The 14950-nt window shown below is 57.0% G+C and carries 14 protein-coding genes; 4 read left to right on the forward strand and 10 right to left on the reverse strand.

The annotated features are described in order from the left end of the window. Positions 1-2 precede the first annotated feature (2 nt). Entirely contained in the window at positions 3-1166 is a 1164-nt protein-coding gene (locus KI792_05965; protein ID MBV6632564.1) for a PAS domain-containing protein, read from the reverse strand. 174 nt (positions 1167-1340) lie between these two features. On the opposite strand from KI792_05965, the gene KI792_05970 reads away from it, so the two are divergent. Beyond that, the gene (locus KI792_05970; protein ID MBV6632565.1) at positions 1341-2570 is read left to right on the forward strand and encodes a bifunctional 2-C-methyl-D-erythritol 4-phosphate cytidylyltransferase/2-C-methyl-D-erythritol 2,4-cyclodiphosphate synthase; all 1230 of its coding nucleotides are present in this window, start codon (positions 1341-1343) and stop codon (positions 2568-2570) included. Next, entirely contained in the window at positions 2570-3076 is a 507-nt protein-coding gene (locus KI792_05975) for a CinA family protein (GenBank protein ID MBV6632566.1), read from the forward strand. The genes KI792_05970 and KI792_05975 overlap by 1 nt, the downstream gene beginning before the upstream one ends. Here KI792_05975 and KI792_05980 read toward each other — a convergent pair. From KI792_05980 to eno, 9 genes are all read right to left on the reverse strand, one after another. Continuing rightward, a complete protein-coding gene (locus KI792_05980) occupies positions 3073-3591 on the reverse strand; it encodes a type II toxin-antitoxin system RatA family toxin (GenBank protein ID MBV6632567.1) in 519 nt (172 codons plus the stop codon). The genes KI792_05975 and KI792_05980 overlap by 4 nt on opposite strands. 14 nt (positions 3592-3605) lie before the next feature. Next, positions 3606-4592: a lipoyl synthase gene (gene lipA / locus KI792_05985; GenBank protein ID MBV6632568.1), complete on the reverse strand. Its 987-nt coding sequence runs from the start codon at positions 4590-4592 to the stop codon at positions 3606-3608. Between the two features lie 114 nt (positions 4593-4706). Next, complete coding sequence (locus KI792_05990) at positions 4707-4958, reverse strand: hypothetical protein (protein MBV6632569.1); 252 nt, start codon at positions 4956-4958, stop codon at positions 4707-4709. A gap of 5 nt (positions 4959-4963) precedes the next feature. Further along, the gene (lpdA, locus tag KI792_05995; protein MBV6632570.1) at positions 4964-6364 is read right to left on the reverse strand and encodes a dihydrolipoyl dehydrogenase; all 1401 of its coding nucleotides are present in this window, start codon (positions 6362-6364) and stop codon (positions 4964-4966) included. Between the two features lie 28 nt (positions 6365-6392). Beyond that, on the reverse strand, positions 6393-7724 hold the full coding sequence (locus KI792_06000; GenBank protein MBV6632571.1) for a pyruvate dehydrogenase complex dihydrolipoamide acetyltransferase: 1332 nt from the start codon (positions 7722-7724) through the stop codon (positions 6393-6395). Between the two features lie 32 nt (positions 7725-7756). Beyond that, positions 7757-9148, reverse strand: a complete 1392-nt coding sequence (locus KI792_06005) for a pyruvate dehydrogenase complex E1 component subunit beta (GenBank protein ID MBV6632572.1) — start codon at positions 9146-9148, stop codon at positions 7757-7759. 55 nt (positions 9149-9203) lie between these two features. Further along, on the reverse strand, positions 9204-10427 hold the full coding sequence (gene pdhA / locus KI792_06010; GenBank protein MBV6632573.1) for a pyruvate dehydrogenase (acetyl-transferring) E1 component subunit alpha: 1224 nt from the start codon (positions 10425-10427) through the stop codon (positions 9204-9206). Positions 10428-10669: 242 nt separating this feature from the next. After that, on the reverse strand, positions 10670-10945 hold the full coding sequence (locus KI792_06015; protein MBV6632574.1) for a septum formation initiator family protein: 276 nt from the start codon (positions 10943-10945) through the stop codon (positions 10670-10672). Positions 10946-11094: 149 nt separating this feature from the next. After that, positions 11095-12372: a phosphopyruvate hydratase gene (gene eno, locus KI792_06020; protein ID MBV6632575.1), complete on the reverse strand. Its 1278-nt coding sequence runs from the start codon at positions 12370-12372 to the stop codon at positions 11095-11097. 138 nt (positions 12373-12510) lie between these two features. Between eno and KI792_06025 the strand changes: the two genes are divergently transcribed. Together KI792_06025 and KI792_06030 are read left to right on the forward strand one after the other, a co-directional pair. Then, complete coding sequence (locus KI792_06025) at positions 12511-13605, forward strand: hypothetical protein (protein MBV6632576.1); 1095 nt, start codon at positions 12511-12513, stop codon at positions 13603-13605. An 80-nt stretch (positions 13606-13685) separates the two neighbouring features. Further along, entirely contained in the window at positions 13686-14948 is a 1263-nt protein-coding gene (locus KI792_06030; protein ID MBV6632577.1) for a hypothetical protein, read from the forward strand. Positions 14949-14950: the final 2 nt, after the last annotated feature.

The following is a 14950-nucleotide window of genomic DNA, read 5'->3' on the forward strand; positions in this document are numbered from 1 at the left end:
GATCAGCTGGCTTCTGGCTCTGCTGCCGCGCGGTTGGTACCGGCGGCGCGTGGTTTCCAAATCGGTAGCGATACGCGGAACAAGGTGCGGCCCGGCTCGCTTTCAAAGGTGATGATGCCGCCATGGTCGGCGACGAGCTTCGCGACCAGTGCAAGGCCCAGGCCAGTTCCACCACTCTTTGTTGTCACGAACGGATCAAACAAATGGGGACGTACATCCTCGGGGATGCCAATGCCGTTATCCTCGATAGTCACTTGTAAAGGCAGGTGAATTCGGCTGCCCTGTCCTGCCAGTGTTAGGCGAACAGTCGGGTTGTAAGAGGTTGCGATCTTAATCTCACCATCACGGCTTGGCGCCGCCTCTGCCGCATTTTTAAGCAGATTGAGGAAGAGCTGAATAAGTTGTTCGCGATTGCCCCGGATCGGCGGCAGTGATGGATCATACGCCTCTTCAATCTCGATCCCCTCACAGAACCCCGCCTGCGCTGAGCGGCGAACCTGCTGCAGCACTTCGTGGATATTCACGGGGTCAGCATCCAAGGGACCGGTATCGGTGAAGACTTCCACCCGATCGACAAGGCTCTTAATCCGGCTCGTCTCTTCGCGGATCAGCTGGGTTAGTTCGCGGTCCTCATCACTGGCCTGCTGCTCCAGCAGCTGTGCCGCGCCACGGATGCTTAAGAGTGGGTTGCGTAATTCATGCGCCAGCATCGCAGCCATACCGGAGATGGAACGGACCGCATGCCGGTGGTTGTTCCGCTGATCGATCTTTTTAGCGATTGAGCGCTCACCAATTTGGATCAGCACCTCTTCAGCCGGCACACCAATTGGCGCCACTTGAACCATCACGGTTTGCTGGCCGGTATGGGGTGTGTCCAATTCGATGCCGTATTCCGCAACTGAGTTGCCGGTTTTAAAGGCCAAATCGACCAGGGCAAAGATTGGCGAGGCTGTGGGCAGCACATCACCTAGATCCTGTTTCAGGAACGCAGCCTTCGGCAGGTTGAAGAAGTCTTCAGCCGATAAATTAATGCGGGTGATCTGGCCGTGCTGGTTAGCAACGATCACGGGATCAGGCAGGGCCTCAAAAATAGCGTCGCCCGTGCTCTTCGCCGAGTTCGGCTCGCGCTGTTTATCCTTTTGTGTGCCGCCAGGATGTCTAAGGATCGGTGCGGTATCCAAATGAGGCTCGCTAAAAATTTACCTGATTAAATTTTGTGCAAGATAAGCGAGAGCCATTGACGCAACAATAGCCTTGTTGCATGCGATGGCTGCCTTGCGGTGAACGAGCCGCTGGCCATGTGATGTCACCTGGCCATTCCTACACGAACAATTCTGAAGATGCCCGATAGCAAGCCCGGCAGCCATGCCCAGAAATCGATAGCAGCCCTGCTTGTGGCTGCGGGTCAGGGCATCCGTTTTATGTCCGATCGGCCAAAGCAGTATTTGACCCTGGGCGATGCCCCCGTGCTTCGCCATGCCGTCCTGGCTTTCCTTAACCACCCGCAGATTGGTCATGTGCAGGTGGTAATCGGTGATGACCACCGTGAGTTGTATGATCAAGCGGTTGGGGATTTAGGCCTGCCTGAGCCGATCATCGGCGGTGCCACCCGTCAGCAATCGGTCGCCCGTGGGCTTGAGAGCCTTGCAAATGCCGCCGACCCAGACCTGGTCCTGATCCATGACGCTGCACGCCCACTAATCGGTGAGGAAACCCTGAACAGCCTTATCGACGCACTGGACGAACAGGTGGGCGCAATCGTGGCTGTGCCCGTTGCGGACACGCTTAAACGTGCAGATGACGGCGATTGCATCACCGAGACTGTTTCCCGCGATCAGCTGTGGCAGGCCCAAACCCCACAAGGGTTTCGGTTCCGGGATATCTTAAAGGCACACCGTGACCTGACAGAAGGCGATTTTACTGATGACGCCTCACTTGCTGAAGCGCTCGGCTTACCAGTGAAACTGATCGAGGCAAGTTCCCCCAATTTCAAAATTACCCGACGAAATGATCTGACCATGGCTCAAGCATTGATGGCTGGCGCAGCTGACCAAACAACCCCTGTTATGGAGGCCCGAACCGGCTTTGGTTTTGATGTGCACCGGCTGGTGCCCGGTGATGGCGTCATCCTCTGTAACGTCACCATCCCCAGCGACATGAAGCTGGATGGTCATTCCGATGCAGATGTAGCTTTGCACGCCCTAACCGACGCCATTCTGGCCTCGATCAGTGCCGGTGATATTGGCGAGCACTTCCCACCCACGGATCCGAAATGGAAGGGTGCGGAGAGTGTTCAGTTCCTCGACCACGCCCTGGGCCTCCTCCTCAAGCGGGGTGGTCGTTTGGTCCATGTGGATGTGACCCTGATGTGTGAGAAGCCGAAGATCGGGCCTAACCGCCCTGCCCTTCGTGAGCGGTTGGCCGAGATCGTGGGCCTCGACCTCGATCGTGTCTCGGTTAAGGCCACCACGACAGAACGGCTGGGCTTCACCGGGCGCGGTGAAGGTATTGCTTGCCAGGCGGTTGCATCAGTTGAGGTGCCACGCAGCCCGTCATCTGGCGCCGCCTAATGGCTGGTGATGTCGCCGATGGGCTGATTGCCCCTGCCAAGCACGTTATCGAATTGGCCACCGATAGCGGCGTTATGATTGCTGCCGCTGAGTCTTGTACCGGCGGGCTTATCACGGCGTCCCTAACCAGCATTGCTGGCTCATCCTCCGCCGTGGATCGTGGCTTTGTTACCTACACTAATGAGGCCAAGCACGAGCAGTTGGGTGTGTCCTTATCCACCCTTGAACACCATGGCGCGGTAAGTCAGCAAACCGCGAGTGAAATGGTTGCTGGGGTTTTCGGGCAGACAAAAATGGCAGGGGTCGCGGTATCTATAACGGGCGTGGCCGGCCCCGGTGGCGGCACAGCTGAGAAGCCTGTGGGCCTTGTCTATATCGGCTATGGCAGACGTGGCGCACCGGTGCAGGTTGAGCAATGCCTGTTCGATGGTGACCGGGCGAATGTCCGCCACCAGACCGTGCTTAAGGCATTTGAGTTGATTGAGGCGCTGCTAACGAACAGCTAGGCCGTACTCTCAATCACGATGGTTCGTGCCTTCTGGCCGGTTCTGGCTTCCGCCTCGGCAAGATCGCCATAGAGCACCTGGGCCTGGTCCTCAAACGCACCGACCATTCTACTCACCACCTCTGAGAAGAAGAGTGCGGCAACCTTCTGCAGCATCTTTGACCGGAACTCAAAGTCGACAAAGAAATCGACCTCGCACGCATCACCATTGCCGGTTGGCGTGAACGTCCATTCATTGCGGAGCGACTTGAGGGGGCCGTCCAGATACTCAACCTTGATCGCCGCTGGTGCGCCGACACCCTTCGGTGGTTCGAGCACAACGCGAGAGGTAAAGCGTTCCCGGATCATGCGGAAGCCAATGATCAAATCGGCTAGAACCACATCCCCTTTGCGGGAGCGTATGCGGGACGCCACGCACCAAGGTAGAAACTTTGGATAGCTCGCGATATCGGCCACCAGCTCGAACATCTGGTCCGAACGGTATGGGACGATCTTCTTTTCGCAATGGGTGGGCATGGCGTTAGACCAACCTACTCCGCGGCTACCACATCAGCTTTTGACTTACCGGTCTTAGCGCTGGCCAGTTTGGCCTCACGCGCTTCACGCAGCTTTACAAAATCATCGCCTGCATGGTGCGAAGAGCGGGTTAACGGCGATGCCGAAACCATCAAGAAGCCCTTGGCCCGGGACATCTTGACGTAGGAGTGGAACTCCTTGGGCTCAACAAAGCGGTCGACGGCGGCATGTTTCGGCGTCGGCTGCAGGTACTGACCAATGGTGATGAAGTCGACATCGGCGGCGCGCATATCATCCATCACTTGGAAGACTTCCTCACGCCCCTCACCTAGGCCCACCATCATGCCTGACTTGGTAAAGATGGTTGGGTCACCACGCTTAATCCGGTGAAGCAGATCGAGTGAGGTGAAATACCGCGCACCGGGTCGGATATGCGGATAAAGCCGCGGCACGGTTTCCAGATTGTGGTTAAACACATCCGGCTTATCAGCCAGCAGGATATCAACGGCCAGATCGGTCTTGTGTTTGAAATCTGGCGTCAGGATTTCAATCGTGGTGTCGGGTGACATCTCGCGAATGGCGCGGATGGTCCGGGCAAAGTGCATGGCACCGCCATCATCCAGATCATCCCGATCAACCGAGGTGATGACCACGTGATTTAAGCCTAGTTGGGCGGTTGCCTCGGCAACATTCTCAGGCTCATGGGGATCAAGCTTGTCCGGCATGCCGGTTGCGACGTTACAAAACGCGCAGGCACGGGTGCAGACCGAACCGAGGATCATGAAGGTCGCGTGCTTCTTGGCCCAACACTCTCCAATGTTTGGGCAAGCAGCCTCCTCGCAAACCGTATTAAGGCTTAGCCCCCGCATCAGCTTGCGGGTCTCCTGATACTCTTTCGAGACAGGTGCCTTCACCCGGATCCAAGATGGTTTCCGCTGGATCGGGTTATCTGGTTTGTGCGCCTTCTCAGGGTGGCGAACGCGATTTGGATCTACTGGCATAACGTTGTCTTCTTATCCGGCAAGCCCAAGCTTACCTATGGCTAACATAGGGCGGCAGCATGATCGATTAAAGAACGAGCACCTGTCCCGTATTGCCGCATTGAGCGAGACGCATCAGCCAGCATCCCGCGGTGCCATGATAATCCGGACCCGGCGGGCGGCCTCAACAAACAGGCCAACCGCAAAAACAACCGCCCCGCCGAACAGTAACCACCAAAGCCAGGGGCTCTGATCCCCATCGGGGTTGCTGGCAAGTTCATAGAAGCCCTTACCCAGCCGAAAGAACATGGCAATGCCGAAGGCACAGGCGAGGATGATCAGAACATGCCATCCCCGTGTCAGCTTATCGGCCAGCCAGCGCAGCATCAGACTTAGTAGTGGATCGCCCGGTCATAGGCGTCCAACACACTCTCATGCATCATTTCTGACAGGGTCGGGTGCGGGAATACGGTGTGCATCAGCTCTGCTTCCGTGGTCTCCAGGGTCTTGGCGATCCCATAACCCTGGATCAGCTCTGTCACCTCAGCGCCGATCATATGGGCACCGAGTAGCTCGCCGGTCTTGGCATCGAAGATGGTTTTAACCAGCCCCTCGGGCTCACCCAGGGCGATTGCCTTGCCATTCCCGATATAGGGGAAGCGGCCAACCTTGATCTCATGACCAGCAGCTTTTGCTTTCGCCTCAGACAGGCCAACACTGGCGACCTGTGGTGTGCAGTAGGTGCAACCTGGAATGCCACTGGTGTCGAGCGGGTGGACATCATTGATGCCGGCAATCTTCTCAACGCAGATGACACCCTCGTGGCTAGCCTTATGGGCTAACCATGGAGGACCAACCACATCGCCAATGGCGTAGACGCCAGGCTCACCGGTTTCCATCCACTCATTAATCACGATATGGCCGCGATCGGTTTGAACCTTGGTGCCTTCCAGACCGATATCTTCGATGTTCCCGGTGATACCGATGGCGAGGACGATGCGGTCAAACTTCTCAGTCTGCTTTTTACCGCCAACATCGATCGTCGCTTCGATCTGGCTGGCATTAGCCTTCGTGCCCTCAACCTTGGCATTGGTGAGGATCTTCATCCCCTGCTTCTCAAAGCTCTTCTTCGCGAAGGCTGAGATCTCCTCATCCTCGGCAGGCAGGATGCGATCGACCATTTCAACCACGGTCACATCGGCACCCATGTTGAGATAGAAGCTCGCAAACTCAATCCCGATAGCGCCGGAGCCGATAACCAGCAGCTTCTTCGGCATCGCGTCGGGGACCATGGCCTCCTTATAGGTCCAGATGAACTTACCATCTGGCTTCATGGTCGGTAGGGTTCGCGCGCGGGCGCCGGTCGCAATGATGATGTGCTTAGCGGAAAGGGTTTCATTCCCGCCCTTCTGCAGATCAACAGCGACCTTACCCTTACCGGCAAGCTTCGCGGTGCCGTCAAAGACGGTGACTTTGTTCTTCTTCAGCAGGTGCTTCACACCGCCAGAGAGCTGGCCAGCCACACCACGTGAACGCTTCACCACCTTATCGAGGTCAAAGCGAATATTGTCCGCGGCAAAGCCATAGGCATCGAGGTTGTGCAGCAGATGATGGATCTCAGCTGAGCGCAGCAAGGCCTTTGTTGGGATACAGCCCCAGTTCAAGCAGATACCGCCCAGATGCTCACGCTCAACCAGCGCGACCTTCATCTTCAGTTGGGCAGCCCGAATGGCCGCCACATAGCCGCCAGGGCCACCGCCCATAACAACGAGATCAAAATTGGTGTCCGCCATGTCTCTCTCCTGCTTGAGCTTGGTTTGCTCAGAGCATCATCGCCATTGGGTCTTCGATTAGTTTCTTAAACTCGGCCAAGTATTCCGCACCAACCGCGCCATCAACCACCCGGTGATCAACGGATAGGGTGCAGCTCATCACCGTCGCGACGGCGAGTGCCCCATCCTTAACAACTGGTCGTTGCTCCCCTGCCCCAACGGCCAGGATGCAGCCCTGTGGGGGGTTAATGATGGCAGCAAATTCCTTGATGCCGAACATACCCAGATTGGAGACGGAGAAGGTGCCGCCCTGATACTCTTCCGGCTTCAGTTTGCCGTCGCGGGCGCGACCAGCCAGGTCCTTCATCTCACGTGAAATGGTGGACAGGCCCTTCTCTTCCGCACGCTTAATGATCGGTGTGATCAGGCCACTTGGCGTTGCCACAGCGACTGAGATATCCGCATGGTCATACATCAGCATGGCGGCGTCGGTGTAAGAGGCGTTTGCCGCCGGCACCCGCTTCAACGCAATTGCACATGCTTTGATGATGAGATCGTTTACGGACAGCTTAAACGCCCCCTCACCCTCTGGTGATTTGGCATTCAACTGCTTGCGCATTGCCAATAGGGCGTCCAGCTCGCATTCCACGGTTAGGTAGAAATGCGGCACGGTCTGCTTGGACTCTGTCAGACGCTTCGCAATGACTTTGCGCATGCCGGAATTGGGCTGCTCGGTATAGGTCATGCCGTAAGCATCGGCGAGTGCCTTGGCGTCTGGGCCGGTCGGCATAGAAGCCGCTGCCGCTGGTGCCTCCGTTGCCTTTGGTGCAGCTGCTGGGGCCGGTGCCGCTGCAGTGCCACCAGCAGAGGCGGCCTCAACATCAGCCTTAACGATACGGCCATTCGGCCCAGTGCCCTTGATCGCTGAGAGATCCAAACCAGCTTGGGCGGCCATACGGCGTGCTAGCGGGCTTGCAAATACGCGATTGCCAGCCTGGCTTGGAGCTGCTGGGGCTGGCGCAGCTGGTGCCGGCGCGGCGGCAGGTGCCTCAGCTTTTGGCGCTGCCGCGGGTTCTGGTGCCGCGGCGGGTGCAGGGGCTGGCGAGCTATCGGCGCCATCAAGGGCGGAGGCATCCTCCCCCTCTTCCAGCAACATGGCGATCACCTCATTAACGGCGACACCTTCGGTACCTGCCTCAACGAGGATCTTGCCAAGCTTACCTTCATCGACCGCTTCCACTTCCATGGTGGCTTTGTCGGTCTCGATCTCAGCAATTACGTCACCCGCGCTGACATCGTCGCCTTCGCTTTTCAACCAGCTGGCAAGCGTGCCCTCGGTCATGGTTGGTGACAGGGCCGGCATCAGAATTTTGATCGGCATGGGATGCTCCCCAACTCTCTATAGTCTTTTGGTTATCGGTAGCAGACGGACTTGGCCGCCTTAACGATGTCGGCAGCGCGTGGTAGCGCCAGCTCTTCCAGATTGGCGGCGTAAGGCAACGGCACATCGGCACAGTTCACCCGGGCAACCGGGGCATCCAGATAATCGAACGCATGCTCAAACATCCGGGCCGCAATCTCAGAGTTGATGCCGGAATAGGCCCAGCCCTCTTCCACGGCGACGATGCGATTGGTCTTCTTCACACTGTCGACAATGGTCGCGGTATCCAGCGGGCGAATGGTGCGAAGGTCGATAACCTCAGCCTCAATGCCCTCAGCGGCGAGCTGGTCAGCAGCCTCAAGCGCATATTTCACCATCAGGGAGAACGCGGTGATGGTCACATCACTCCCCTGGCGCAGCACCTTCGCCTTACCGATTGGCACGGTGAAGTCTTCATCCACCGGCACATCAAAACTCATCCCGTAGGTGATCTCATTCTCCAGGAAGATGATTGGGTTTGGATCACGGATCGCTGATTTCAGCAGACCCTTACAATCACCCGCTGAGTATGGGGAGACCACCTTCAAACCAGGTACGTGGCCGTACCAGCTTGCGTAGCATTGGCTGTGTTGTGCTGCGACGCGGGCCGCCGCACCGTTGGGCCCCCGGAACACAATCGGGCAACCCATCTGACCACCGGACATGTATAGGGTCTTAGCGGCAGAGTTAATGATCTGATCAATCGCCTGCATGGCGAAGTTGAAGGTCATGAACTCAACAATTGGCTTCAAACCACCAAAGGCAGCACCAACACCAAGACCGGTGAAACCATGCTCGGTAATCGGGGTGTCGATGACCCGCTTATCGCCAAACTCTTGCAGCAGGTTTTGGGTCACCTTGTAGGCGCCCTGATACTCAGCAACCTCCTCACCCATGACATAGACGGTTTTGTCTGCGCGCATCTCTTCCGCCATGGCATCGCGGAGTGCTTCACGGACCGTCAGGGTCTTGGCTTCAGCATAGTACTTATCTTCATCCGAGGGCGGTGATGCTGACAGTGCTGGCTGATCATTTGCGGCCGGTGCTTTAGCCTCGGCCGGTGCTGGCGCTACGGCCTCTGGTGCTGCTGCAGGCGCTGGTGCTGGGCTTGCACCGCCATCACCGATATCAGCTGCACTCTCACCATCCTCAAGCAGGACAGCGATAGGTGTGTTTACAGCAACTTCCTCGGCGCCCTCATCGATCAAGATCTTGCCGATCTTACCTTCATCGATGGCCTCGACCTCCATGGTCGCCTTATCGGTTTCGATCTCTGCGATCACATCACCGGCGCTGACGTCATCACCCTCTTTAACCAGCCATTTGGCCAGTGTGCCCTCGGTCATGGTGGGTGACAGGGCCGGCATTAGAACCTGTATCGGCATGGGTCTTCGTCCCTAATAACAAACGTTGTTGTTCTGATTTGATTGGTGCGTGCGATTAGACTTCAACCAGCACATCGGTCCACAGCTCAGCTGGGTCCGGCTCAGGGCTGGTTTGTGCGAAGTCGGCGGACTCATTCACGATCTCTTTGATCTCTTTATCGATCGCCTTGATGTCGTCCTCTTTGACCTTTTGCTTCAGCAGCAAGTCACGCAGACGCTCGATCGGATCGCGCTGTTGGCGATACTCGCTCACCTCTTCCTTGGTTCGGTACTTCGCCGGATCAGACATCGAGTGACCACGATAGCGATAGGTCTGCGCCTCCAGGATCATCGGCCCGGTTGAGCGGACATGGTCGACACATTTCCGCGCAGCATCCTGCATGGCGAGAACATCCATCCCGTCGGCCTGCATACCCGGGATGCCATAAGCCTCACCACGACGGTAAAGCTCACCGGCTGAGGCCCGCTCTTGGCTGGTGCCCATGCCGTACTTGTTATTCTCAATAACGATCAGTGCTGGCAGCTTCCAAAGTGCGGCCATGTTCAGGGTCTCATAAACCTGGCCCTGGTTCACCGCACCATCACCGAGGTAGCAGACGTTGATGCCATCATCCTCGAGATACTTGTGCGCGAAGGCGAGACCGGCACCGATTGGCACCTGAGCGCCAACGATCCCGTGACCGCCATAGAACTTCTTCTCACGGCTGAACATGTGCATCGAGCCACCCTTACCGCGAGAGTAGCCACCCTCACGTCCGGTCAGTTCAGCCATCACACCTTTCGGGTCCATGTCGCACGCCAGCATATGGCCGTGGTCACGGTAGCTGGTGATCACGCTGTCGGTATCATTCAGCTGTGACTGGATGCCAACCACGACGGCTTCTTGACCGATATACAGGTGGCAGAAACCGCCAATCAAACCCATGCCGTAAAGCTGTCCCGCCTTCTCTTCAAAGCGGCGAATAAGCAGCATGTCCTTGTAAAGCTTCAGCAGCTCATCATTGCTGCGCTTCCGTGTCGTCGAACGGCTACGTGATGGTGCCTTCTTGGCGGTCGCTGCTGCATTCTTGCGCGTCGAGCTGGCACGCCGCGTTGTCTTAGCTGCTGGCTTTCTCGCTGCTGCTGACTTTGCGGCCGCAGGCTTCGCCGCTGCCGATTTCGCAGGTGCCTTACGGGCTGTCGATTTTGCTGCGGTTGATTTTGACGCTGTCGTCTTGGTCGAGCGTGATTTGGTCGTGCTCGCCTTTTTCGCGGATGCGGTGCTGCTACGCGTTGCCATGAAGTCCTCCCGAAACGGACTGGCTATTTTGAAGACATGCCGATGAGGTTCGGCTTTAGATTATTGGCGGTAGAGGTACGTGAAATACCGTTTTAGGGCAAACCGTTTTCACCCCTTAGGCGCTGCAACATTGCATGTTGGAACGTAAGAAACATTGATGTGAATCAACTGGTTCTATGATGTTGAGACAGTGCGTAAGGAAATTTCGTCGGCCCGCGCAAAAGCTTGATGCAAGGATGCAATCAATCTGCGCCAACGATAACGCGGTCGCTTGGCCCGGCATAATGAAGCACGCTTCGAATGCGCTCTTCTAATAGGTCAGGGTCCAAACTCTCATCCCTAAGCAGGGCAGCACGATGGGCTAATGCGGTGCGTTCAGCGCGCAATTCCTCACGCTCAATATCCAGCGCGGCGACATCCGTTTGTAGGTCCACCATAGCGCTGAAACCACTGTCACCCTGGATGGCGTGATAACCGAAATAACCAATCAAGGCGGATCCGATGATCGTCTGCAGCATGACACGCAGACGCCCCCGCCAACGGGTTGGCGGTGCCGGGTCGTGATGGTGTGGATGCGTGCTCATGACCCCATGGAATCATGCCATCGGCCAGGCGTCAACGCGCGCGCGAATCAGGCATGCGAATCGGCTTCATTTGGATCGAAATGTTACCCGCCGAACACGGCTTTACCGGGATAGATCGCCGCTGGACCCAACGTCTCTTCGATGCGGAGCAGCTGATTGTACTTCGCCGTCCGGTCTGAGCGTGAGAGCGAGCCGGTTTTGATCTGACCACAATTGGTGGCAACAGCCAGGTCGGCGATGGTGCTGTCCTCCGTCTCACCAGAGCGGTGGGACATCACTGCGGTGAAGCCAGCCTTGTGAGCCATCTCAACTGCCTCAAGCGTCTCGGTCAGGCTACCGATTTGATTCACCTTAACCAGGATCGAATTGGCCGAACCTTTGGCAATGCCGTCAGACAGGCGCGCGGGGTTGGTGACAAAGAGATCATCACCAACCAGCTGGCACTTATCGCCGATGCTGTCGGTCAGCAGCTTCCAACCATCCCAATCATCCTCGGCCATGCCATCCTCAATGGAGACGATGGGGAACTTGCCAACCAGTGCGGCCCAGTAATCAACCATACCGGCCGGGTCCAGGGTTTTGCCCTCACCCGCCAACTCATACTTGCCGTCTTTGAAGAACTCGGTGGAGGCAGCATCAAGCGCCAGCGCTACATCTTCTTCCGGGCGGTAACCGGCCTGCTCAACAGCCTTCAGCACGTAGCCAATCGCGTCTTCAGTGGAGGCAACGTTGGGGGCGAAGCCTCCTTCATCACCAACATTGGTGGCGAGGCCGTCAGCTGACAGAAGCTTCTTCAGGTGGTGGAAAATCTCTGCACCCATACGCACCGCTTCCGCGATGTTCGGCGCGCTTACTGGCATCACCATGAATTCCTGCACATCGACAGGGTTATCGGCATGAGCGCCGCCATTGATGATGTTCATCATCGGCACAGGCATGGTGCGTGCACCCGCACCGCCAACATACTTGTAGAGTGGCAGGCCTGCGTCTTCAGCAGCGGCCTTTGCGACCGCCAGGCTGACGCCCAGGATGGCATTGGCGCCGAGGCGTGCCTTGTTATCCGTACCATCGAGGGCAATCATCATGCCATCGATCAGGATCTGCTCATCCGCTTCCATGCCAAGCAGCGTGTCTTGGATTTCACCATTCACTGCCTCAACGGCATTTTGCACGCCCTTACCGAGATAACGGCCCTTATCAGCATCTCGCAGCTCAACCGCCTCATGCGTGCCAGTGGAGGCACCGGACGGCACGGCGGCCCGGCCCATTGCACCAGTTTCCAAGGTGACATCGACTTCAACCGTCGGATTACCACGGCTATCTAGAATCTCGCGGGCGTGGATATCGACAATGGCGCTCATTTTGGCTCTCGCTGCGGTTGATTTGTTGTTATCTGGTGTGCCTATTTGGCGAGGTGGTGATAGGCGGTTTCGCACGGGCAATCAAGCAGCACCGGGGCGATGCTAAACTATTGGTTTGCTATGCAGTTGGTTTGACCTTTGGCCAATCGTACAAGCTTCAGAAATCTCTCAAAGTTCAGGGACCGTGCCGCCACCGTCATCAAAGACGTTGAGCGACCCAGTATGGGTGCCGGTCTGCGTGAGCTTGGTAAGCGTCTTGGCTATGCCTTTAGCCTTCTATTCACCGAGAAGGAACTTATCGTCTTCGCGCTGGCGCAATGGCTGGTGATTGCGGGCTTTTACCTGATCTGGGTTCTGGGCGTCGGCTTCATGCCGCAAGAGATGTTTGAGGAGGCAACGAAGGAAGGAACCTCACCAGGTGAGATCCTGTTCACCCTCTGGTGCATCTTCTGCATCTTAGCTGCCACGCTGCCACTAGGGATTTTGACTGGCTGCATGGTGGCGGTGCACTTCTTAAGGCGACATACCGGGCGGTCAACAATCCCCCAATGCCTTGGCCTTGTCTGGCGTCGCCCCTTTGCGATCTGGTTCTACAGTTTTGCCGATGGCTATATCACCGCTGGTCGGATCCTGGATCGTTTGCCGAAAAGTGATGATGACACCACCCCTGCTCAGCGGGCGATTGCTGAAATAGCCTACTATGCCTGGAAGGTTGCCTCCGCTGGCATGATGCCGAGCCTGGTTCTTGGTAACTCCCTACTCGCTAGCTTTAAGCACTCACTCCGCCTCATCCGGGACAATGGTTATGAGGTGATGGCCCTTCGCGCTGGATACTCTGCTCTGTGTTGGATCGTCGGCATTTTGGCCTATGGGGGTGCGCTTGTGATCTTTCTTTACGCTGATCCGATTGCCGGTGAATTGGATGACGTCAGTGAATTTGTGCATGCGTTAGTGATTGCCGGGGTGCCGTTGATCATTGCCGCGGGCATCGTTCAGGTATTCATCCGCCCGTTCTATTTGATCGCGCTTTGCGATGTGTATTCCGACTATCTTGAGAAGAATGACCTGAAGCCAAGGCTGGAGCGTAAGCCGCTCGGCATCGCAGAAACTCTCGTGGCGGGTCTGACCATTGGTGCCCTATTCGGTGGCATCGTGATCTTCGCTGATCAGCTGGGCCTAGAGATCATCACAACGACCATCCGGGATACCGTCGGCAGCCTACAGGATAGGTAGTCGAAATCACCCATTTGGGCTTTCAAAAGTTGGGCGCAGGGTACCGCTTACACGTCAGCTCGCTTTTCTCCCAACCCGCTATGACACAGCCGCCCCGAACATCGGAAACTGCCGCCCTGCTGGGCGAACTCCGCCGTGATGGCTATGGGCAAAGCGCCCATGACGCCACGATTGCGAGTGTCGCGAGTGCGCCTGCTGGTCTGTCGCTTCGTGGTGTTATCAGCCATGCTAGCTGGACCAATCCAAATGGCGAGCCCATCACCCTGAGCGCCAAAGATAGCTATTTACACGACCTGCCCCGGGCCCAAGCGCGGGCCATTGTGGCGGTTCAGGATGTGGTGGCCAAACGCCCCCTGGGTCGAGCGCTTTTGAAGACGGCCCGCAGCGGCGGCGTAGACTTTGACTTTGCCCGCCTGCAGGCCGATGCCATCGCTAGCTATGATCACGGCATCCGACGGCAATCATTTAACAGCAGCGATCCCCTGCCCGCTGACCCCGATGTGTTCATTGGTGCCGCGGCAAACTCTACCGCGCATGAACTGACCCATTGCCAGCAGCTAGCCAAACTGGGCGAACAGCTGCGTCAGCTTCCAGACAGTGTTGATGACCTAACCATCCAATTGGACCATCGCATTTTGGCCAATCGCCATTTGGAAGCTGCTGCCAATGCGGTCGCGATCCAGATTGCGTTTGATAATAAGCAAGCCGGTGATGATCGGATGTGGTCGGCGATGGAACGGTCCGGCGGTGACCAGCATCAGAAGATCGCCTTCGAAGCGGCTGTGATGGCCGACCCCGCTGCGGCCCATGACGGCCGGGCTCGACGCGCTGCCCATGACGCGTTCTTCGACCTTACTGGCTATATCGGCCAATACGATGATCAGCTGATCAAGATGACAGCCGAGGCTCTGATTAGGATCGCTGAGCGACAGTTTATTCCGCAGGACGATATGGGTGATCGGATGCGGGTTCGATCCCTAAGTCGTTGGGAACATTCGGTTGATGAGTTGGCGATGCTAGGTGATATGCCCGACGGGGTTAATCACCTGACCCTGCCAGGCCAACTCACTTTGAATGATGAGAAATATGCGGGCCCAACAACGGAGCAGCGGGCCGGTCAGGTTATGTATCTCATCGGCCTGACTGAGCAGATGCGCATTCAAGAGATCGTCACACCCGACGCGCTAGAGCGATTTCAGAATGTTGAAAGCCGCACGGAAGCCGCAGACTTACTGTCAAAGTTCGCGCCGGTCAGGCACTCAAGCGTCGATCTGAAGCGGTGGCGGAGCAAGGCTGAGCCGGAAGCACCAGAACCGGCAATGGTGCCAGCACCAGCTGCCTGAGC

This window comes from Alphaproteobacteria bacterium SS10 (assembly GCA_019192455.1).
Taxonomy (GTDB): domain Bacteria; phylum Pseudomonadota; class Alphaproteobacteria; order TMED2; family TMED2; genus TMED2.

Bases quoted from the DNA above. Each gene is read 5' to 3' on its own strand.
- KI792_05975 (MBV6632566.1), top strand. From the start codon at position 2,570: ATGGCTGGTGATGTCGCCGATGGGCTGATTGCCCCTGCCAAGCACGTT.
- eno (MBV6632575.1), bottom strand. From the start codon at position 12,372: ATGAGCGCCATTGTCGATATCCACGCCCGCGAGATTCTAGATAGCCGT.
- KI792_06000 (MBV6632571.1), bottom strand. From the start codon at position 7,724: ATGCCGATCAAAATTCTGATGCCGGCCCTGTCACCAACCATGACCGAG.
- pdhA (MBV6632573.1), bottom strand. From the start codon at position 10,427: ATGGCAACGCGTAGCAGCACCGCATCCGCGAAAAAGGCGAGCACGACC.
- lpdA (MBV6632570.1), bottom strand. From the start codon at position 6,364: ATGGCGGACACCAATTTTGATCTCGTTGTTATGGGCGGTGGCCCTGGC.
- lipA (MBV6632568.1), bottom strand. From the start codon at position 4,592: ATGCCAGTAGATCCAAATCGCGTTCGCCACCCTGAGAAGGCGCACAAA.
- KI792_06030 (MBV6632577.1), top strand. From the start codon at position 13,686: ATGACACAGCCGCCCCGAACATCGGAAACTGCCGCCCTGCTGGGCGAA.
- KI792_05980 (MBV6632567.1), bottom strand. From the start codon at position 3,591: ATGCCCACCCATTGCGAAAAGAAGATCGTCCCATACCGTTCGGACCAG.
- KI792_06005 (MBV6632572.1), bottom strand. From the start codon at position 9,148: ATGCCGATACAGGTTCTAATGCCGGCCCTGTCACCCACCATGACCGAG.
- KI792_06015 (MBV6632574.1), bottom strand. From the start codon at position 10,945: ATGCTGCAGACGATCATCGGATCCGCCTTGATTGGTTATTTCGGTTAT.
- KI792_05970 (MBV6632565.1), top strand. From the start codon at position 1,341: ATGCCCGATAGCAAGCCCGGCAGCCATGCCCAGAAATCGATAGCAGCC.
- KI792_05990 (MBV6632569.1), bottom strand. From the start codon at position 4,958: ATGCTGCGCTGGCTGGCCGATAAGCTGACACGGGGATGGCATGTTCTG.